This is a genomic window from Amycolatopsis heterodermiae, assembly GCF_034929455.1.
In the GTDB taxonomy this organism is placed as follows: Bacteria; Actinomycetota; Actinomycetes; order Mycobacteriales; family Pseudonocardiaceae; genus Amycolatopsis; species Amycolatopsis heterodermiae.
In genome coordinates this window covers 1-19,242 of record NZ_JAYFSI010000004.1, presented here as the reverse complement: position 1 = coordinate 19,242, position 19,242 = coordinate 1, and the positions used below count along the sequence as shown (strand labels likewise).

Below are 19,242 nucleotides of genomic sequence, written 5' to 3'. Positions count from 1 at the left end.
CTATGAACGATCGCGGACAGCGAGAGTCCTCGATCAGAGGGAATCCAGCACCCGATCCACGCCGCGACCATCCACTGTGGACGACACCGTCGCGGACAACGTCCGGCGCAGCTCGGCGTCGGAGAGCAGCGAATGCACCACCGCCGTCGCCTCCGGCAGCCGGGACGCGAGAGTGTCCGCGTGGCCCAGCCCGGCCGCGAGGCCCAGCTCCAGCGCGCCCCGGTAGCCCGGCTCCTGGTTGTCGACCAGCTGCACCGCGGCCGTCGGGACGCCGACGCAGCACAGTTCCACGAACGTCACGCCCGCCGCGCTGATGGCGACGTCGGTGGTCGCGAACAGCTCCGGCAACGCCGGGCTCGGCGCCGCGACCCGGATCGACTGGTCCGGCCGCAGGGCGGGCAGCACGGGCTCACCCCGCACCAGGACGTCCGCCACGAACGGCAGTTCCGTGTCACGAAGGGCGCGAAGCAGCAGCTCGACCGTCTTCGTCCACTCGGCGCCGCCGCCGAGGACCACCGTGACGTGCAGGGGCGGCGCGGCGGAAACCCGGCGGGTCCGCAGGACGACGTCCCGCAACGGCGCGTACGCGATGCCGCGCAGCAGGACGTCCGAGCCGTCGTCCGGCCGCGGACCGGGCACGAAACTCGAGTCGACGACGACGTCGGCGGGCCGTCGGCCGAACCCACCGTCCTCGATCGAGACGAGCTTCGCCCCGGCCGCGTTGACCTCTTCGCGCAGGTCACCGAGGCCGTAGTGGTCGACGACCACCGCGTCGAACCCGGCAGCGGCGAACGGCACCCGCGCGACCCCCAGCTCGTCGAACCGCGCGGCGAGCCACTCGGCGTTCGCCGTGCTCCCGGCGAACGCGACCTCCCAGCCGCGCGCCACCGCGCGCTCGGCGTACGCGACCACCCGCGCGATGTGCCCGGCGCCGATCGACGCCGACGAGTCCGCCCGCAGGAGCAGCCTCACTGGCCGACCTTCTTCTGCTCGACCTCGGCGTTCAGCGCCACCAGGTCCGGCCGCGAGCGCAGGAGCGCGACCACGGCACGCCAGTCGCCGACGCGGTCGCCCAGCTCGGCCACCACCGCTTCCAGCAGCGCCCAGTCCTCGGCGGTGTCCAACGTCACCCGCAGGTCGTCGGCCGCCGGGCTCACCACGATCCCGGTGCACGCATAGCGCGAAGGCTGCGAGTAGATGCCCGACGTGACGTGCTCGCGGTGCGCGCCGGTCGCCGTCGCCACCTGCTCCGCCAAGGCCGAGGCGCGCACCAGCTCGGCGTCGAACCCGCGCGGCAGCGTCCGGACGAGCGTCGTGCTGACGTAGTCCAGCGACGGCTGGGCCCGCCAGAGCGTCGCGAGCTGGCCGATCAGCGACGGGTCCAGCAGCGGGCAGTCGGCGGTGAGCCTGATCACGGCGTCGGCCGGGTGCTCGTCGAGGGCGAGCGCGAAGCGGGCGAGAACGTCGTCGAGCGGACCTCGCACGACCGCGGCACCACACGAAGCGGCCTCGGCGGCGACGGCGTCGTCCGAGGCGTCAGCGGAGGTCGCGACGATCACCTGGTCGACGCCGGGAGCGGTCGCCGCGGCCCGGACGACCCAGCCCAGCACACTGCGGCCGGCCAGCGGGCGCAGCACCTTGCCGGGCAGCCTGGTCGACGTCGACCGGGCCTGGATGACGGCGTTGACACCGGGCGCTCCACGCATGGGTGACATGATGTCCGACGGCACCCAACCCCAAACGCGGAGGTCAACGATGTCCGAGCTGGATGGCTCCAGCATCCTGCTCACCGGCGGGACCGGTTCGTTCGGCAAGGCGTTCATCGCGCACGCCCTCGCCGAACTGAACCCGAGCCGGTTGGTCGTGCTCTCCCGCGACGAGCTCAAGCAGTACGAAGCCCGGCAGTTGTTCAACGACGATCCGCGCCTGCGCTGGTTCATCGGCGACGTCCGGGACCGGCGCCGGCTGGAGCGCGCCATGCACGGCGTCGACTACGTCGTGCACGCCGCCGCGCTCAAGCAGGTCGACACCGGTGAATACAACCCGTTCGAGTTCGTCCAGACCAACGTCATGGGCTCGCAGAACGTGATCGAGGCCGCGATCGACACGGGCGTCAAGAAGGTCGTCGCGCTGTCGACGGACAAGGCGTCCAGCCCGATCAACCTGTACGGCGCCACGAAGCTGTGCGCGGACCGGATGTTCATCAGCGGCAACCACTACGCGGCCGCGCACGTGACCCGGTTCTCGGTGGTCCGCTACGGCAACGTGATGGGCTCGCGCGGCAGCGTCATCCCGTTCTTCCGCAAGCTCGCCGAGCAGGGCGAGTCGCTGCCGATCACGCACAAGGAGATGACGCGCTTCTGGATCACGCTCCCCCAGGCCGTGCGGTTCGTCGTCGACTCGTTCGACCAGATGCGCGGCGGTGAGCTGTACGTGCCGCGGATCCCGAGCATGCGGCTGGTCGACCTGGCGCAGGCGATCGCGCCGGGCAGCGAGATGCACGAGGTCGGCATCCGGCCCGGCGAGAAGCTGCACGAGGAGATGATCGCGCCGGACGACGCGCGCCGGACGGTCCAGCTGGCCGACCGCTACGTCGTCCAGCCGCACCTCGCGGGCTGGGGTTACGAGTCGCCGGCGGACGGCAAGCCGATGCCCGACGGGTTCGCCTACCGCTCCGACACGAACGACCTGTGGCTGGACGCGGAGGAGCTGCGCGAACTGGTCGAGCAGTATGGCTGACTTCTTGCCGTACGGCCGCCAGTCGATCAGTGACGCGGACATCGAGGCGGTCGTCGCGGTGCTGCGCGGCGACTGGCTGACCACCGGGCCCGCCGTCCAGCAGTTCGAGACCGACCTCGCGGCGCACACCGGCGGCACCCCCGCGGTGGCCGTGACCTCGGGAACGGCCGCGCTGCACGTCGCTTACGCGGCCGCGGGCATCAAGCCGGGCGACGAGGTCGTCGTCTCCCCGATGACGTTCGTGGCGACGGCCGCCACCGCGGCGCTGTTCGGCGCCAAGGTGGTCTTCGCCGACGTCGAAGCGGACACCGGGAACCTCGCGGTCGAAGCGGCCGCCGCCGCGGTGACCGAGCGCACGAAGGTCGTCGCCGCCGTCGACTACGCGGGTCACCCCGCGGAGCTGGACGCCCTCGGCAAGCTCGCGCACCACGCCGGGGCGCTGCTGCTGGAGGACGCGGCGCACTCCGTCGGCGGCGCGTGGCAGGGGCGTCCGGTGGGCTCGATCGCCGACCTGACGACCTTCTCGTTCTTCCCGACCAAGAATCTCACCACCGCCGAGGGCGGCGCGGTCGTCACCCCGGACGCGCACCTGCTGGACCGCGCCCGGAAGTTCCGCAACCACGGCTTGGTCCGCGACCGCGCCGAGCAGCGCTACCCGGACGAAGGCGGCTGGCACCAGGAGGTGCACGAGTTCGGGCTGAACTACCGCCTGCCGGACGTCCTCTGCGCGCTCGGCAGCAGCCAGCTCACCCGGCTCGCGGAGTTCAAGAAGCGCCGCGCCGAGATCCACGCCCGCTACACCGCCGCGTTCGCGGACGTCGACGGCGTCGCGACCCCGCCGAGCCGCCCGGGCGCCGACCCCGTCTGGCACCTTTACCCGCTGCGGGTGCTGGAGGGCCGTCGCAAGGCGCTGTTCGAGCACCTGCGCGGGGTCGGCATCGGCGTCCAGGTCAACTACATCCCGGTGTACTGGCACCCGGTGTTCGAGGACCTCGGCTACCGGCGCGGGCTCTGCCCGAACGCCGAGGCGTACTACGAGCAGGAGCTCTCGCTGCCGCTGTTCCCGTCGCTGACGGACGCCGACGTCGACCGCGTCGTCGACGCCGTGCGCGCGTTCTACTAGACGAGGTCCCAGGTCAGGGGCGTGCCCTTTGCGGCGTCGACGCGGAAGGTGCGCCCTGCCACGGCGGTGATCTCGGCCGGGGCCAGCCCGCCGGCGGGCCGGATCGACCGCACGTTCGCGGTCGTCACCTCGTCGCCGGCCCGGACGTCCTCGACGACGTAGAGGGACCGGCGCAGCCGCAGGCCCTCCTTCTCGCTCTCGCGCGGGCCCAGCACGGGCTCGCCCAGCGCTTCCCACGCCCGGTGCGTCTCCGCGACCAGCGCGGCCAGCTCGGTGGGCTCCAGGGAGAACTCGGAGTCGACACCGCCGTCGGAGCGGGCCAGCGTGACGTGCTTCTCGATGGCCACCGCGCCCAGTGCGACGGCCGCGACCGGCGCGCCGATGCCGGGGGTGTGGTCCGACAGGCCCACCAGCGTCTGCGTCAGGTCGGCCAGCAGCGGCAGGCCGCGCAGGTTGCTCTCGCGGGGCGACGCCGGGTAGCTCGCCGTGCAGCCGAGCACGATCAGCTGGTCGTTGCCCGCCGTGCGGGCGGTGCGGACCGCGGCGTCGATCTCGGCGACGTTCGCCATGCCGGTCGAGATGACCAGCGGCTTGCCCGTGCGCGCGCAGAGGTCGATGAGCGGCAGGTCGACGATCTCCGACGACGCGATCTTGTACGCCGGCGCGTCCAGCGACTCCAGCAGCTCGACCGCGGTCGGGTCGAACGGGCTGGAGAAGATCTCCAGGCCCTTGGCGCGGGCGCGCTCGAAGATCGGCGCGTGCCACTCCCAGGGCGTGTGGGCCTTTTCGTACAGTTTGTACAGATTCTCGCCGCCCCAGAGGGAGTGCGAGTCGCCGATCCGGAACGCCGGGGTGTCGACGTCGATGGTGATCGTGTCCGGACGGTAGGTCTGCAGCTTGACCGCGTGCGCGCCGGTCTCCGCGATGGCGTCGACGATGGCCAGGGCCCGGTCGAGGTCGCCGTTGTGGTTGCCGGACATCTCGGCGATCACGAACGGCGGGTGACCCGGGCCGATCTGGTGCGCGCCGAACCGGATGTCGTGCATGGGTGCCGCCTCCCCGGGCTGAACGTCAGGTCACCCCAGAGTCTTGCGCAGCTGCCGGAAGCCGCTGACGGCAGGCGCGGCTTCGGCGTACCCGGCGCGCTCGAACAGCTTCGCCGAAGCGGTGTTGTCCTGGTGGACGGCGGCCAGCACGACCCGGACGCCGAGGCGCTCCCGTGCCGCCCGCTCCCCCTCGGCGAGCACCGCCCCGGACAGCCCGCGGCCGCGGCTCTCGGGGGCGAGCGTGATGCTGACCTCCCAGCCGTCGCCGTCACGCCGGTCGAACCGGACGGTGCCGACCGGCGCGTCCTCGTGGTCGACGACGAGCAGCAGCCGCTCCTCGTCCGCCAGCACGCCGCGCAGCCAGCCGAGGTGCTCGGCCAGGGTGACCACCGCCGTCGACCGGGACGACTGCCGCGTGCGCGGGTCGTTGCGCCAGCCCAGCAGCAGCTCGGCGTCGGCTTCGGCGGCCTCCCGGGCACGCACCTACTGGGCGACGGGCTCTTCGACCCGGTCCTCGAGGCGGCGCAGCCGGTCTTCGTAGCGGGAGATGCCGGCCAGCCGGACCCGGATCTGCGCGTGCTGCCGCTGGATCTCCTCGATCAGCGTGCGGGCCTCGGCGAGCTGCGGGGTGTCACTGTTGGGCACCAGCGAGATCGACTCGCGCAGCGTCTCCAGCCGGCCTTCCTGGGCGGCGACGTGCGGGATCAGCCGGTCGAGCTCGGCGCGGGCCCAGCCCAGGTCGCCACGGGCCTGCTCGAGGTTGTGCTCGGCGCTGTCGAGCCGGCGCCGGTGGTCGGCGGTGGCGTGCTCGAGGTTGTTGACCCGGTCGGCGAGCACGCGGGTGCGCTCGTCCACGCGGAAGTCGACGACCCGGACGATCCGGTCGAGCAGGCCTCTGCCGATTTTCTGCACTGCCATGGGGGTGTTCCTTACGTGGGGTGGGGACGCGCGTCAGCGCAGGAGAGTGGTGTCACCGGTCTTGGTCCAGGAGTCCAGCAGCCGCCCTTCGGCGGCGATCTGGTGCTCCGGACCCACGATGCAGGAGTCGCCGGCGGCGTGCTCCCACGACGTCTGGTCCGGGTTGTCGATGAACGAGAACCCGGTGAGCACCAGCTGCGCGCCCGGGAACGACGTCCGCGCGATCCAGGCGGCCAGGGTGCCGGTGGTCGACCACGTCGGCTCGTCGCGCGTGGGCAGGCCCAGCGCGTCCGAGAGGGGCAGGACGACCTCGCGGTTCGACACCGGGACCGCGCCGAGGTCGGCGGGCCACCAGCCCGGCAGGTCCTCGGGTTCCCAGTGCATCCGGCCGGGCTCGACCAGCAGGTAGAGGCGCTTGCGGTAGTCCTGGAAGACGTACGGCGTCGCGCGGATCGCCCGGTTGAACACCACCACGTGCGTCCGTGAGCCGACGACCTCCTCGCCGGGCTTGTCGACGACGAAGCCGTTGACCCGGATGACCAGGTCGCACGCGTCGATCGCCTTGGCCCGCTGGGGGTCGGGGGGCAGCGGCTGGTTGCCGACGACGGCCACCGACCGCGGGTCGGGCCGGTCGGCGTAGGCCGCGAGCAGGTTGACCATCAAGCTCGCCGCGCCGAGAGCAGCAGTCATAAGCCGAGAAAGTACCAGCACGCAGCGCTCGAGCCGCCGCATAGCGGTCAGAACGTCTACCACAGCGACGGGGTGGCCAGGACGCCGCACATCCCATCGGTACCCTCGTCCACGTGCATGCCACCAGCACGGTTCAGGCCGCGGACTCACCCGTAGCGACGCCGGCCCCGCCGACGTCGGACAGCAAGACGTTCTCGCGCGCCTTCGCCGACATCAAGGCCGGTTTCCGAGCCCGCGAGCTGTGGGGTCACCTCGGCTGGCAGGACATCAAGCAGCGCTACCGCCGGTCGGTGATCGGGCCCTTCTGGATCACGATCAGCCAGGCGGTCATCGCGCTCGGGCTCGGGCTGCTGTACTCGCAGCTGTTCAAGGTGCCCGTCGAGGTGTTCCTGCCCTACATCTCCACCGGGTTCATCATCTGGGGCTTCATCAGCGGCTGCCTGTCCGAGGGCATGGAGACGTTCATCGCCAACGAGGGGATGATCAAGCAGCTCCCCGCGCCGCTGAGCGTGTACGTCCTGCGGACGGTCTGGCGGCAGACGCTGCTGCTGGCCCACAACATGATCGTCTACGTGGCCGTGGTGGCGATCTTCTTCAAAGCGCTCAGCAACCAGTACTCGCTGGGCAACGGAGTCTGCGTGCCCGGCGGCATCTGCCACCCGGGCCTCAGCTGGACCATCCTGCTGGCCATCCCCGGTTTCCTGCTGCTGGCCCTGAACGCCGGCTGGGTGACGCTGCTGTTCGGCATCATCTCGACCCGCTTCCGCGACATTCCGCAGGTCATCAACTCGCTGATCCAGCTGCTGTTCTACGGCACGCCGATCGTCTGGCCGGTCGACCAGCTCCTGGCCGGCGGCTCACGAGCCAGCGTGGCGTCGTGGATCCTGCCGATCATCAAGGCGAACCCGCTGTACCACTTCATGCAGGTGACCCGCGCACCGCTGCTGGGGCAGGAGTTCTCCCCGGAGAGCTGGATCGTGGTCGGCTCCCTCACCATCGTCGGCTGGGCGCTCGCGCTCGTCGCGATGCGCAATTACCGTGCCCGCGTCTCCTATTGGGTGTGACACATGGTCTCCATTGACGTCCACAACGCGTTCGTCGACTTCCCGATCTTCGACGCGAAGACGCGGTCGATGAAGAAGCGCGTCCTCGGCAAGGTCGGCGGCAAGATCGGCACCGACACCAAGGTGCCGATCATCGAGGCCCTGCACGACGTGACCCTCAACCTCCGCGAGGGCGACCGCGTCGGCCTGGTCGGCCACAACGGCGCCGGCAAGTCCACGCTGCTGCGCCTGCTCGCCGGGATCTACGAGCCCACCCGCGGCTCGTCGCGGATCACCGGCAAGATCGCGCCGGTCTTCGACCTCGGCATCGGCATGGACCCGGAGATCTCCGGCGAAGAGAACATCATCATCCGCGGCCTCTTCCTCGGGATGACGGCCAAGGAGATGGAGAAGCGGGTCGACGACATCGCGGAGTTCACCGAGCTCGGCGACTACTTGCAGATGCCGCTGCGGACGTACTCCACCGGCATGCGGGTGCGGCTGGCGCTCGGCGTCGTCACCTCGATCGACCCGGAGATCCTGATCCTGGACGAGGGCATCGGCGCGGTCGACGCGGCGTTCCTCAACAAGGCGCGCGATCGCCTCAAGGACCTCGTGAAGCGCTCGGGCATCCTGGTGTTCGCCAGCCACTCCGACGAGTTCCTGTTCGAGCTGTGCGATTCGGCCATCTGGATGGACGAGGGTCACCTCAAGCAACACGGCACGCTGCGGGACGTCCTCACCGGGTACAAGGGCCGCGACCCGTTCGCGGACATGAGCAAGGAAACGCTGCAGCGGCTGGGCATCGAGCCGGTGGCGACGACGAACGGCGGGGAATGATGGCCAGCGAGACCCGGCAGCTGCCCGACGGCGCGGTCGTCGGCGTGGTCGTCACGCGGCACCGGCGGGAGCTGCTCGCGGACTCGCTGAAGGTCATCGCGGCCCAGACCCGGCCGGTCGACCACCTCGTGGTGGTCGACAACGGGCCGGACAACTCGGCCCGCGAGGTCGTGGAGAACTACCCGCTGCCCTGCACGTACCTGCCGTCGCACCGGAACCTCGGCGGCGCCGGCGGGTTCGCGCTCGGCATGCTGCACGCGCTGTCGATGGGTGCGGACTGGGTCTGGCTGGCCGACGACGACGGCCGCCCGGCCGACGAGAACGTGCTGGCGATCCTGCTGGAGGAAGCGGAGAAGCGGGGCCTGGCCGAGATCTCGCCGGTGGTGTCGAACATCGACGCCCCGGAGAAGCTCGCGTTCCCGCTCCGCCGCGGCCTGACGTGGAAGCGTTCGCAGTCCGAGCTGGGGGTCGACTTCCTGCCGGGCATCGCGTCCCTGATGAACGGCGCGCTGTTCCGCGCGTCCACTTTGGACGTCGTCGGCGTGCCGGACCTGCGCCTGTTCTTCCGCGGCGACGAGGTGGAGCTGCACCGCCGGCTGGCCCGCTCGGGCTTGCCGTTCGGCACGTCGCTGAAGACGAAGTACCTGCACCCGGACGGCTCGGACGAGTTCAAGCCGATGCTCGGCGGCAAGTTCCACGCGCAGGACCCGGAGAACGAGGTCAAGCGCTACTACACCTACCGCAACCGCGGCTACCTGTTGTCGCAGCCGGGAATGCGTAAGATCGGCGCGCTGGAGGTCGTCCGCTTCGGCCTGTACTTCGTCGGCGTGAAGCGCGACCCGAAGGCGTTCCTGCAGTGGCTGAAGCTCGTCCGCCAGGGCCGGGCGGAGAAGTTCTACCGCTACTGAAACCGCCCTTCCAGCGGCACCGGAACGGCTTCGGTCCGGACGTCGGTGAGTTCGGCGGCGGGCACGGTCTGCCGCCACACCCGGTAGTCCACTTCGGACAGACCGAGGTCGCGCGCGGTCAGGAAGTCCTCGTCGACGAGGATCAGGTCGGCGGCGTCCCGGGTCCGGCCGAGGACCTCGAAGGTGCCACCGCGCCAGCGGCACAGCGTCCGCACGAACGTGAGCTCGTCCAGTTCGACCTGGTCGACGGCCTTCATCCGGAAGCCGTAGGTCTCCCCGAAGTCGGCCGGCGCCGGAGCACCGGGCAACGGGTGCAGCACGAGCCGCCCAGGTCCGGCGAACTCGGCGTCGAAGTCGCCCCCGCGGTACCGGGCGGTGTACCCGCGCCGCACCAGCGGCGGCAACGACACCGGCGGCGGGAAGAAGGTCGATTCGCCGAAGGCGTCCTTCTGTTCCGGGATCCAGCCGACCTTCCGGCTGTGGTACTGCCCGAGCCGCGTCTCCCCTTCCGCCGTGCGGACGACCAGTTCCGCGCCGACGGGGAGTTCGACCAGCCGCAGCACGTACTCCGGCAGCGGGTGGTCGACGCCGGGGAAGTACCCGGTCCCGAGGAACGGCGGCGGGTACACCCGCGCAACCCCGAACTCGGCCGCGATCTCCCGGTCCGACGCGCCGTAGGAGGTGCGGAACGGAAAGGTGTGGCCGACCGCGAACCTGAGCAGGTAAAGCGCGTCGAGCGGCCCCCAGCCGGGGATCTTCGCCAGCCCGTAGTTCCGGATCATGGCGGCGGTGTCGAGTTCGGCGACGTCCTCGGCGCGCCCGGCGAAGCCCTGGACGCGGTGGGGTTCGAAGCGCCCGGGCACGACGACGTTGCCGAGGTAGAGGCCGACGAGGCCGGGCTTGACCGGCAGCTGCACCACGGTGCCGCCCGCCAGACCGGCGGGAGCGTCAGGACTCATCGGTTTCCTTCGGTCGGTTCAGGTGGTCGGTGCGCTCTTCACGGAAGCCGGTGACCAGGTGCTTCGGCACCGTGGCTTCGAAGGTGAACTGGTCCATTCGCTGGAAGCCGACCTCGGGGTGTTCCTCCGGCTTGGCCCAGGTCTCGGCGAGCCAGTGCCCGTCGCCCCGCCCGACCACTCCGATGAAGTACGTGTCGTCTTCTTCGTGGTAGATCTCGAACTCGTGCTCGAGGAAGGTGCCGTAGGTGCGGACGGTGTACCACTCGTCAAGATCGGCGATCGGCACCAACCGCCAAGGCGTGCCGTTCCGGTAGAGCTGCATGTCGGCCGGCACCCGCTCGGCAGCTGGGTGGACCTCGCCCTGGAACACCGCGTACTCGGCGGGGGAAATCCTACGGTGTCCCGGCACTCGAGCCTCCTCGGCCACGTACGTCGAACCAACCCCGGTCCGGGAGGTACACCCCGGCCAAGGACTCCGTCCCGTCCGAGTGGACGAGGTACATCTCGGCCCGGCCACGGTAGTCCGCTCGCGTCTGGATCCACTCCGGCACCCCGCCGCCGGTGTAGCCCGTTCCGAGGAACGGAGGATCCCACGGACGCGGCGCCGGCTGGCCGGAAAGCACTTGCATCTCGTGCGCGGTCCCGGCATCCGTACCGCCGTAGCTGATCTCCATCTTGTTCGAGTCGCCGGGGTACCTGACCTGGTACGCGTGCGGCGCGCCCGCTTCGATCGGTGTCCACCCGGCGCCGTTGTCGTCCAGCGCGAGCTTGCCCCGGTACTCGGCCGGAGTTCCGTACTGGGCGGTGTCGCTGCCGCGCGCCACCGATCCGCCGACCTGGCCGGGGTCGAAGGTCTTGGTGTCGCCGGTGCTGAGCTCCACGTAGCTGGTCTTGTTCTGCAGCGTCGCTTCGCCCATCTCCGGCTTCACCACCTTCGTCATGATCTCGCCCGGGTCGGCGTGCAGCTCGTTGCGCACCGCGACGATCTCCGCGCGCTGGGCCGGGGTCAGGTTCGCCGTCGGCTGCAGCGTCATGGCCAGGTGGCGGTCCGGGTCGTAGCCCAATCTGCTGGCCGCGTCGCGGATCTGGTTGTCCGTCGACGTCGGGCGCGTCTGCATCGAGTCGCGGGTGTACTGGCCGTCCAGTTCCGCGTCGGTGGCGTGGTGGCCCTGGTTGTTGTGCATGCCGCCACCACCCGGTGGGGGCGGCGGGGGTGGGCCGCCACCGTCGTTCGGGGGCGGCGGTGGGGCTGAGCCGCCCGCCTTCGGCGCGTCTACGTGCTTGCCCGCCGCGGTCATCGTGTCGGCCGCGTTCGCTTCCGTGGTCTGGTAGTGCTCGCGGACCGCCTTGGTGCGCGCCCCCGCGTCCTCGACCGCCTTGCCCGCGCGGGTGACGTGTTCCTTGGCCGCCGAGACGGTGGTGTTGAGCGTCCCGGTCATCGTGGAGCCGACCACGCCCATCGACTGGGCGCCGAAGTTGGCCCCGGAGACGGTCCGGCCGACCGCGTGCACCTTGTCCTTCGTGGCGCCGAGGTTGCTCTCCATGGTGTGCAGCGAGTCCGTGTGCAGCGCGTACCCGCCGCCGCTGGAACCGCCGCCGGTCGGGTGCGGCTCCCGCGCCGGGTGCGGGGTGGACGTCTCGTGGTGCGACGGCGTCGTGTCCGTGTGGTGGGGCGTGCTGGTGTGGTGCGGTGTGCTCGTGTGGTGGGTCGCCATGTCACGCCTCCGACGGCTGCGTGCCGTACGGCTTCGCGGCCTGGTAGGCGCCCATCGCGAGGCCGCCGACCGTGGAGAACCGGTCGAGGCCCTTGGTGAGCTTCTCCATCGCCTCCAGCAGCTTGGCCAGCCGGCCGCCCTGGCGCGCGAAGCCCTCCAGGAGCTTGCTGATCTTGCCGGCGATCTTCGACGCGGTCGCCGCGGCGCGGGCCGACGCGACCCCGCAGAACGCGGCGATCGAACCGCCGAAGGTGCACACCGCCGAGGCCGCCGCGATCAGCGCGTCCCGGATGAGCTCGGCGATCACCGACGAGATCAGGCCGAACACGATGCCGCGCAGGGTGCAGACGAGCATGCCGGAGATGCCCGCGACGGCCGCCGTCCCGTCGAGCGTCTTGCCGAGCGATTCGAGCTCCTCGGCCATCTTCGTGAGGCTGTCGCGGTACGCGTCGGCGGCCTGGCCGGTCCACTCGGCGACGCTGCGCAGGTCGTCCCGGTGCTCCTGGGCGACGGTGTGCATCTCGGCCGCGGCGGACTTGAGCTGGTCGACGTTGGCGTTGATTTCGTCGGGGTTGCCCAGCAGGGCGTCCAGCGGCTCGCGCAGGAAGCTGATGTGCTCCAGCAGCCAGCCGACACCCGCGTTGAGGACGGCGCCGAGCGGGTCGGCGGCGGCGCCGATGGTGTCGACGACGGCGCCGGCCGCGTTGATGGAGACGTCGAGGACGTGCGCACCCTCGGACTCGGAGTCGGCGGTGATCGAGTCGACGAGGCCGGAGTAGGTGTCGAAGATGCCGGTGCCGGACGTGGCGGTGGTCATGTCGGGTCCCCTCAGTCGCGGCGCATGATGGCGGAGTCGCCGAAGTCGTCATCGTCGTCACGCGGTGGGCGTGCCGGGCGACGCGGCGGAGGTGGTGGTGGCGGCGGTGCGGCTTCCGGCTCCTCGTGCTGCCAGAGCCGGCGTTCGCGGATCGGCTCGGGCGCCGGCGGCTCTTCGGGTTCCTCCGGCGGGACGTAGCCGGTGACCATGTGCATGGCCTCGGAGTCGCCGCCCAGCGGCGCGAACGCGGCCGCGACGTTCACCGCGGCGTCACGCTGCGCCTTGCGGGCGAGCTTGAGGATCTCCTCGGCGAGCTTGGCCCCGGACTTGCCGGCCACCGCGGCGTCGGAGAGCTGCAGGTCGGTCAGCGAGCCGTTGGGCGCGACGCCGACGCGGATCGTCCCGTCGGGCGAAGTGACGGTGGTGCCGGCGGCCTCGAGCCCGACGCGGAACTCTTCGGCCTTCTCGCGCACCTCGGCGATCTTCGTCTCGAAGTTCGCCAGCCATTCCTCAGGTGTCATCCCGGCCTCCCCGCTGTCCGACGCGCCGCGAAGGTTACTGGTTCCGTGACCAGCGTGGATGCGAAAAGCCCCGCGCCGGGGTCCGGTGCGGGGCTCTGCGCGTCTGCCGTTATTCGCCGATGACGGGCGGCGCGGTGCGCATGTCGGTGCCGAAGACCTCGTCGGGGTCACCCTCGACCAGGTACGTCGGGCGCGAGTGCTCCGTGTCCTCGTCGCCTTCGCCCTTCTGGCCACGGCCCAAACCGCCGCCCGAGCCCATGCCACCGCGGCCCGCGGCGCCACTGCCCGCGCCCAGGCCGCCCATGCCACGTCCGGCGGCCGCTTCGGCCGCGCCGATGCCACCCGGCCGGGCCGCGCCCGAGGCGGCTCCCGCGCCGGTCGCGCTGCCGGCCCCGGAGCCACCGGGCCCGAAGCCGGAACCGCCCCGGCCACCGCCTCCGGCGCCGCCGCCGATCTTGGAGTTGTAGGCCTCGTCGCCGCCGAAACCGCCGCCCATGCCGCCACCCATCGGCATCGGGCTCATCGGCATGCCGCCCATGGCGCTGTTGTTCGGGTTCGACGTCGCGCCGCTCGGCACCCCGCCCGGCTGGAAGCCGGACGGCGTGGTGGTGCCCGCCGGGAGCAACCCGGCGCCGGTGGTCGAGCCGGGCCCGGAGATGTGCGGGGTGACGTTCGTGCCGGGGATGTTCCCACTGGTGAAGTTGCTGCCCGTGTTGCTGCTGCTGCTGCTGTGGCTGCCACCCGGCGTGTTCACCGAACTGGCACCCGGCATGTCGACACCGGACGGGGTGTTGATCCCGTTCCGGTCGCCGGGCCCGTTCGGGTCGCCGCTGCCGCCCCCGGTGCTGAAGCTGGGCGGCGGTGCGAAGGCGGGCTGCTTCGACGCGGCCTCGTAGAGGTTCTTGTCGTAGGTCGACATCACGCCGGCGGCCTCGTCGTGCGCCGCCTGGCTGTCCTTCTGCTTCTGGATGGACTTGTCGACGTTGTCCGGCAGGCTGAACGGGTTGGACGTCGCCCAGTTCTTCATCTCGTCGGTCCAGCTGAACGGGATGGGGGCCGGCATCGCGTTCTTGGCCGTGGCGGCCGCCTGGCCCTGGTCGTAGATGGTCTCCGACGCGAGCTTCGCGTTCTGCCCGTTCGCGTCCGACCACTTGCCGAGGCTGGTGAAGTAGGACTGCGCGTTCGTGGCCGCGCTGCCTTCCCAGGTGCCCTTGGACGCGTTCACGGCCGTGTTCATCGACGTGCCGAACTTCTCGAAGACCTTGTGGACCTCGTGGTACGCGGTCGAGACGTCGGAGACCTGGTCGACGTTCAGGTTGCTGTCGAGGTAGGCCTTGAGCTGGGCGTGGTCGCTGCCCTTGTAGTCCGCGTTCGGCGCGTTCAGGCCCGAGACGTACTCGACGTCACGGCCCTTGGTGGCCGCCGCGACGTTCTTGTCGCCCATCTCCTGGGACTGGTTCTTCGCCTGCGCCTGGGCGATCCACTGCTGGACCGGCCCGAACAGCCAGCTGCCGGGGTCGACACCCTCCGCGGCCTTCTGCTGCAGGTAGGCGTCCCGCTCGGCGGGCGCCATGTCCTGGACTTCCTGAGGCGACTTGTCCGGCGTCTTCGGCTGCGATCCCTGTCGCGCGCTCATCTGGGTTCCCCTATCCCTTCGGCAACCGCGGCTCGACGGCCTTGGCGACCGCTTCGGCGATCTGGCAAGCCTGGTCCGCCGAGCTGACGGTGGTCACCACCACGTCCACCCGCGAAGCTCCGACGGCCAGTCCGAGCGTGCACGCCGCGACGGATCCGCCGGACGCTTCCCTGGCCTTCCGGCCGTTGACGTCCTTGTCGACCACGCCGCCGCCGGTGTCGTTGACCTGGTCGATCGAGGCGTCGTCACGGACGTTCGCGCCGACCACGATGGATTCGTCGCTGGCCGAGGCGATTTTCTTCTGGTACGAGCACGACCGCGCGGTACCGAGCTTCTTGCTGACCGGCGGGTTGAACTCGCCGTAGCTGCTCAGATCACCCGCCTCGATGAGGGTGCAGGGGTCGGAGATCGACTCGGTCCCGCCGCCGCCCGCAGACGCGGAGGTCTCCGGGGCGCTCGAATCGCCGGCCGACGGCGACTGCGCGGGCGAGGCCGTTCCGCCCTGGGTGCTGGTGCACCCGGCCAGCAGCGCTCCGCCGGCCACGAGGGGAAGAACGACACGAACGAAGAGTTTCGTCATTCCTCAGGCCTGACCGGTCTTCAGCTGGGAGAACGCCTGGTTCTCGGTTTCCGTGTACAGGCCCGCGGCCCGGGCGAGCGCTTCGTCCGCCTGCTGGGCGACCAGCCGGAGCTTGTCGAGCACGGCGGACGCCGAACTCTCGGCCTCGGTGGCGCTCTTCTGGTCGTGCTGGGCGATGGTGTGTCCGTACGGGTGATTTCCGAGCTGAGGGGCCTGGTCCAGCGAGACGCTCGTGAACTTGAGGCCGTCGAGGTCGGTGACCAGCTCGGTCAACGCGTCACGGATCGGCTTGACGCCTTCCGGCGTGATCTTGAAACCACCGCTCTTGGCTGCGTCGACCAGCTTCTGGGTCTCCGCGGTGACGCCCTTGATGGCCTCGCTCATGCCGGCCGAGGAGAGCGGGTTGACTATGTCCGCGAACGACCCGCCACCGCCGCCGTCGGCAATCAACATGCTTTCCACCCCGTTATCGCTTCGCCCGTGCGTGTGCACCCGGGAGTCTACTAGCCGGGCACCCTGCGCAACTGCCGTTCACCGATCTTCATCTGGGACGCGGGGCCGCCGCGAAAGGTTCCCCGAGGGTCAGAACTGTCCTTCGAGCTGCGCGTAGAGCTGCTGGGCGAGGCGGGCGTTGTCGGCCGGGGCGTAGGTGATCCAGCGCTGGCCGTCGGCGGCCGTGCGGGACGACATCAGCCAGCGGCCCGAGTCCGTGTCGAACCAGGCCAGCGGGGCGAACGTGCCGCCGCGGGTCTGGGCGGTGAACTGGCCGATGCGCTTCTTCGGCTCCTGGAAGACCCGCTCGATCATCCGGACCTGCGGGCCGCCGCTGCCACTGTGCGACCGCGGGCCGCTGACGCCGGCGAAGGGGTCGTACGCGTCGTCGCGGCGCGGGCGGCGGGGCTGCTCGGCCGGGCGGGAGATGGTGACCGACTGGCCGGGCGCGGCCGGGGTCAGCGGCAGCAGGTCGACGATCGCCGGGACGATGCCAGTCGGGCGCACCTCCTCGAAGACGAGGAGGTTCTCGTCCTGCTTCACGAGCACGGCGAACTGGCCGTCGGAGGCGACGCGGGCGAAGAGCTGCTTGCCGCCCAGCTCGGCGACCGCGCTGATGGTGAGGCCGGCGCGGACGAAGGTGGCCAGCGCCAGCTCGGTGTCCGCGTCGAGCCGGCCGCGCTGCCACAGTCCGCGCCCGCTGAGGTCGCGGACCACGGCGTCGCGGATCATCGCCCGCTGCTCGACGGTCGTGCCGACGTGCGGGACCTCGAACGGCGTCGGCGCGCGGCCGAGGCCCAGCTGCTCGAGCAGGATGTCCACCGCTGCCAGCGACAGCGAGAACGTGTGTGGCATCGCTTGTTTCTCCCCCGCGGGTCTACGGATCTCCGGGAAACGGTAGTCCACCGCGCACGGGTGCCGCAGCTGGACGCGGAACCTGCTGCGCCCTCAGCGAACTCGCTTGCCGCGCGAAGATCGCCGCTGGTCCGATGGGTGCATGGCTGACCAGAAACCCGCACTCGTGCTGCACCTCGCGACCGGCGGCGAACCGCTGCTGTTCGCGTTGACCACCGAAGAATCCGCGAAGCTGACGGGCAAGCTCGCCCAGCTGGTGAAGACCGGCGCGGTGGAGACCGTGACGACCAAGAACGACGCGGAGGTGGCGATCAACTTCGCCCACGTCGCCGCCGCCTACGTCGACGACCTCAACCGGAAGACGAACATCTTCGGCATGCACGCCTAGCGGGCGGCTCGCGCCAGCAGTCCCGCCTTGATCTCCGGGCGGCTCGCGACCACCAGCAGGAACGTGGCTTCGCGGACCAGCCGCTGCGCGTGCTCGCCCGCCAGCACCGCGCGGCTGCCCACCGCCGCCACGAGCGCGCCGGCCGAGCGGTAGGCCAGTTCCGCACCCGCGGCCCGGGCCTCGAACAACCGCGCCAGGTCGCCCGCGGCCAGCGCCTCGTCGAGCGCGTCGCGGACCTGCGCCTGCTCGGCGGCCAGGGTGGCCGCGAGGTCCGGCTGGCCGGCATCCTCGATCAGCCGGGTGGCCCGCCCGACCAGGCCGAGGTGGGCGCAGCCGTTCAGCCGGGCCCCGAAGGTGTTCCCGGCGATGAACTCCGCGTGCGAGGTTTCGTCGTAGACGAGCTCTTCGGGGACGAAGTAGCCGTCGAGGGTCAGCGCGACGGTGGCGGTGCCCTGGACGGCCACCAGGTCGAGCCGCCGGACCGCCAGTTGGGGTCCGGCGACCGCGTCGACCACCGCGCTGATCAGGTTGTCGCCGTCCCGGCCGCACAGCTGCAGCACGTCGATCAGGCCCCAGCCGCTGACGAACGGCGCCAGGCCGGTGAAGGCGTACCCGCCGTCGACCCGGGTGGCGCGCATGAGCGGCGTCTTCGGGATCACCCCGCCGTACGCGACGCCCGCGCGCACCTCCCCGCGGATCAGCGGCGCCAGGTAGCGCTCCCGCAGTGGAGACGCGGAATGCGCCAGCCCGGCGACCAGGCCGTTGTGCTGCAACCAGGTGAACGTCGTGCTCAGGCAACCGCCGGCCAGGGTTTCCACGACGGCGGACAGCTGCGGGAGGTCCGCTCCCGCACCGCCCAGCTCGACCGGTGCGGCCAAGCCGTAGAAACCCTGTTCGGCCAGCAGGTCGAAATGGCTCCGGGGCACCTCGCCCTTGACGTCCACCTCGGCCGCGGCCGGGAACAGGACGTCGTCGGCGATCGCCCGAGCACGCGCCACCAGATCGGTCATGCGGTCAGGCTAACCCAGCTCAGAGCTTGTACAGGCGCTTCCAGTTTTCGCGCGAGGTCAGCTCCGGCATGGCGCGCTTGTACTGCTCCTGCACCGCCGCGCCTTCCTTGCGCAGCCGCTGGACGACCTTCGCGCCGCGCTTGGCCAGGTCGAACATCTTGACCTTGTCGTAGGACCGGACGCGGACGCCTTCCTGGTTCGCGTCGGTGACGACCGCCGTGTCGAACAGGGCGATGTGCCACCAGTTCGCCTCGTCGATCGGCACCGCGCCGAGCCCGAAGCGGCTGCGGCCGAGGACGCGGTCGAGCACGCGCTTGATCAGCACCAGGCGCTGCATGCTGGGCCGCGGTGCGCTGTTGATGATGCCGATGTCGTTGGAGGCGATGCCCGGGACGTCGGTGGCCTTGTGCCGCTTGGTCTCCGGGTACTGGTCCCGGATCCGGCGGATCTCCTTCATCGCCTCCACGCCACCGTCGCGCAGGACCTCAGGGCCTTCGAGGAAGTCCTCGACGGCCTTGATCAGCGTGGCCGACAGCCCGTACTGCATCCCCAGCAGGTACCGCACCAGCTGGGCCAGCAGCACCCGGGAGAGCAGGTTCAGGTTGAACGGCGAGTGCAGCGCGGCGGTGATGATGGAGTTGCGCAGGTTGAAGTAGCGGTGCCACTCGTCCCAGTCCTTCATGTGGAAGTCCGCGTGCCACACCCCGGCGCCGGGCAGGGTGACGGTGGGGAAGCCGTGGGCGCGGGCGCGGTAGGAGTACTCCGCGTCGTCCCACTGGAAGAAGAACGGCATCGGATACCCGGTGGCCTGCACCACCTCGTACGGGATCAGGCAAGACCACCAGCCGTTGTACCCGGCGTCCAGCCGCCGTTCCTGCCGGTTCGGCTTCAACGTTTCCTCGTCGACGCCGAGCAGGTCCGCGGTGGTCAGCGAGTGCTCCACCGGCTGCCCCGGCTCCAGC

General features: G+C 70.8%; 22 protein-coding genes and 1 pseudogene. 6 read left to right on the top strand and 17 right to left on the bottom strand.

Translation table 11 applies throughout. From position 1 onward, the window contains the following. Positions 1–33: 33 nt before the first annotated feature. Together VA596_RS18915 and VA596_RS18910 are read right to left on the bottom strand one after the other, a co-directional pair. A complete protein-coding gene (locus VA596_RS18915) occupies positions 34–972 on the bottom strand; it encodes a spore coat protein (RefSeq protein ID WP_323328935.1) in 939 nt (312 codons plus the stop codon). Then, positions 969–1,715 (bottom strand): cytidylyltransferase domain-containing protein, encoded by a 747-nt coding sequence (locus tag VA596_RS18910; RefSeq protein WP_410171899.1) that lies wholly within the window; start codon positions 1,713–1,715, stop codon positions 969–971. Before VA596_RS18910 ends, VA596_RS18915 begins: the two co-directional genes overlap by 4 nt. Before the next feature lie 40 nt (positions 1,716–1,755). Here VA596_RS18910 and pseB point away from each other — a divergent pair, with 40 nt between their 5' ends. Together pseB and pseC are read left to right on the top strand one after the other, a co-directional pair. Continuing rightward, complete coding sequence (gene pseB / locus VA596_RS18905; protein ID WP_323328930.1) at positions 1,756–2,739, top strand: UDP-N-acetylglucosamine 4,6-dehydratase (inverting); 984 nt, start codon at positions 1,756–1,758, stop codon at positions 2,737–2,739. Continuing rightward, on the top strand, positions 2,732–3,862 hold the full coding sequence (gene pseC, locus VA596_RS18900) for a UDP-4-amino-4,6-dideoxy-N-acetyl-beta-L-altrosamine transaminase (RefSeq protein WP_323328928.1): 1,131 nt from the start codon (positions 2,732–2,734) through the stop codon (positions 3,860–3,862). The genes pseB and pseC overlap by 8 nt, the downstream gene beginning before the upstream one ends. On the opposite strand, the gene pseI is transcribed toward pseC, so the two are convergent. From pseI to VA596_RS18880, 4 genes are read right to left on the bottom strand one after another with little or no spacing between them, the layout of a single operon-like run. Beyond that, entirely contained in the window at positions 3,859–4,908 is a 1,050-nt protein-coding gene (gene pseI, locus VA596_RS18895; RefSeq protein WP_323328927.1) for a pseudaminic acid synthase, read from the bottom strand. The two genes, pseC and pseI, sit on opposite strands and share 4 nt — an antisense overlap. Positions 4,909–4,938: 30 nt before the next feature. Beyond that, positions 4,939–5,391 carry a GNAT family N-acetyltransferase gene (locus tag VA596_RS18890; protein WP_323328925.1) on the bottom strand — a complete coding sequence of 151 codons (453 nt, stop codon included), beginning with the start codon at positions 5,389–5,391 and terminating at the stop codon, positions 4,939–4,941. Then, entirely contained in the window at positions 5,392–5,826 is a 435-nt protein-coding gene (locus VA596_RS18885; protein WP_323328923.1) for a hypothetical protein, read from the bottom strand. 33 nt (positions 5,827–5,859) lie between these two features. Beyond that, the gene (locus VA596_RS18880; protein WP_323329717.1) at positions 5,860–6,486 is read right to left on the bottom strand and encodes a glycosyltransferase family 29 protein; all 627 of its coding nucleotides are present in this window, start codon (positions 6,484–6,486) and stop codon (positions 5,860–5,862) included. Between the two features lie 143 nt (positions 6,487–6,629). Here VA596_RS18880 and wzm point away from each other — a divergent pair, with 143 nt between their 5' ends. The 3 genes from wzm to glfT1 are packed head-to-tail and all read left to right on the top strand — an operon-like array spanning position 6,630 to position 9,307. Next, positions 6,630–7,580 carry a galactan export ABC transporter permease subunit Wzm/RfbD gene (gene wzm, locus VA596_RS18875; RefSeq protein WP_323328921.1) on the top strand — a complete coding sequence of 317 codons (951 nt, stop codon included), beginning with the start codon at positions 6,630–6,632 and terminating at the stop codon, positions 7,578–7,580. Positions 7,581–7,583: 3 nt separating this feature from the next. Next, positions 7,584–8,399, top strand: coding sequence for a galactan export ABC transporter ATP-binding subunit Wzt/RfbE (wzt, locus tag VA596_RS18870; protein WP_323328920.1), 816 nt, complete (start codon positions 7,584–7,586; stop codon positions 8,397–8,399). Next, entirely contained in the window at positions 8,399–9,307 is a 909-nt protein-coding gene (gene glfT1 / locus VA596_RS18865) for a galactofuranosyltransferase GlfT1 (RefSeq protein WP_323328918.1), read from the top strand. The genes wzt and glfT1 overlap by 1 nt, the downstream gene beginning before the upstream one ends. Here the strand turns inward: glfT1 and VA596_RS18860 are convergent. The 9 genes from VA596_RS18860 to VA596_RS18820 all read right to left on the bottom strand — a co-directional run bounded on the left by VA596_RS18860 (position 9,301) and on the right by VA596_RS18820 (position 16,882). After that, positions 9,301–10,266 (bottom strand): hypothetical protein, encoded by a 966-nt coding sequence (locus VA596_RS18860; RefSeq protein ID WP_323328916.1) that lies wholly within the window; start codon positions 10,264–10,266, stop codon positions 9,301–9,303. The two genes, glfT1 and VA596_RS18860, sit on opposite strands and share 7 nt — an antisense overlap. Then, the gene (locus VA596_RS18855; RefSeq protein ID WP_323328914.1) at positions 10,256–10,675 is read right to left on the bottom strand and encodes a hypothetical protein; all 420 of its coding nucleotides are present in this window, start codon (positions 10,673–10,675) and stop codon (positions 10,256–10,258) included. The genes VA596_RS18860 and VA596_RS18855 overlap by 11 nt, the downstream gene beginning before the upstream one ends. Beyond that, positions 10,659–11,981, bottom strand: coding sequence for a hypothetical protein (locus VA596_RS18850; RefSeq protein WP_323328913.1), 1,323 nt, complete (start codon positions 11,979–11,981; stop codon positions 10,659–10,661). Before VA596_RS18850 ends, VA596_RS18855 begins: the two co-directional genes overlap by 17 nt. Position 11,982: 1 nt before the next feature. Next, positions 11,983–12,798 carry a WXG100 family type VII secretion target gene (locus VA596_RS18845; RefSeq protein WP_323328911.1) on the bottom strand — a complete coding sequence of 272 codons (816 nt, stop codon included), beginning with the start codon at positions 12,796–12,798 and terminating at the stop codon, positions 11,983–11,985. Between the two features lie 11 nt (positions 12,799–12,809). Next, a complete protein-coding gene (locus tag VA596_RS18840) occupies positions 12,810–13,319 on the bottom strand; it encodes a YbaB/EbfC family nucleoid-associated protein (protein WP_323328909.1) in 510 nt (169 codons plus the stop codon). A gap of 109 nt (positions 13,320–13,428) precedes the next feature. Further along, positions 13,429–14,955: a hypothetical protein gene (locus VA596_RS18835; protein WP_323328907.1), complete on the bottom strand. Its 1,527-nt coding sequence runs from the start codon at positions 14,953–14,955 to the stop codon at positions 13,429–13,431. 10 nt (positions 14,956–14,965) lie between these two features. Then, positions 14,966–15,535, bottom strand: coding sequence for a DUF3558 family protein (locus VA596_RS18830; RefSeq protein WP_323328906.1), 570 nt, complete (start codon positions 15,533–15,535; stop codon positions 14,966–14,968). Positions 15,536–15,538: 3 nt separating this feature from the next. After that, positions 15,539–15,988, bottom strand: a complete 450-nt coding sequence (locus tag VA596_RS18825) for a hypothetical protein (protein WP_323328904.1) — start codon at positions 15,986–15,988, stop codon at positions 15,539–15,541. Positions 15,989–16,117: 129 nt separating this feature from the next. Further along, positions 16,118–16,882, bottom strand: coding sequence for an ESX secretion-associated protein EspG (locus VA596_RS18820; protein WP_323328902.1), 765 nt, complete (start codon positions 16,880–16,882; stop codon positions 16,118–16,120). 142 nt (positions 16,883–17,024) lie between these two features. On the opposite strand from VA596_RS18820, the gene VA596_RS18815 reads away from it, so the two are divergent. Further along, positions 17,025–17,270: a hypothetical protein gene (locus VA596_RS18815; RefSeq protein WP_323328900.1), complete on the top strand. Its 246-nt coding sequence runs from the start codon at positions 17,025–17,027 to the stop codon at positions 17,268–17,270. Here VA596_RS18815 and VA596_RS18810 read toward each other — a convergent pair. Continuing rightward, positions 17,267–18,280, bottom strand: coding sequence for an acyl-CoA dehydrogenase family protein (locus VA596_RS18810; protein WP_323328898.1), 1,014 nt, complete (start codon positions 18,278–18,280; stop codon positions 17,267–17,269). The two genes, VA596_RS18815 and VA596_RS18810, sit on opposite strands and share 4 nt — an antisense overlap. 19 nt (positions 18,281–18,299) lie before the next feature. Next, positions 18,300–19,242: pseudogene (locus VA596_RS18805) on the bottom strand (glycosyltransferase); the annotation flags it as partial.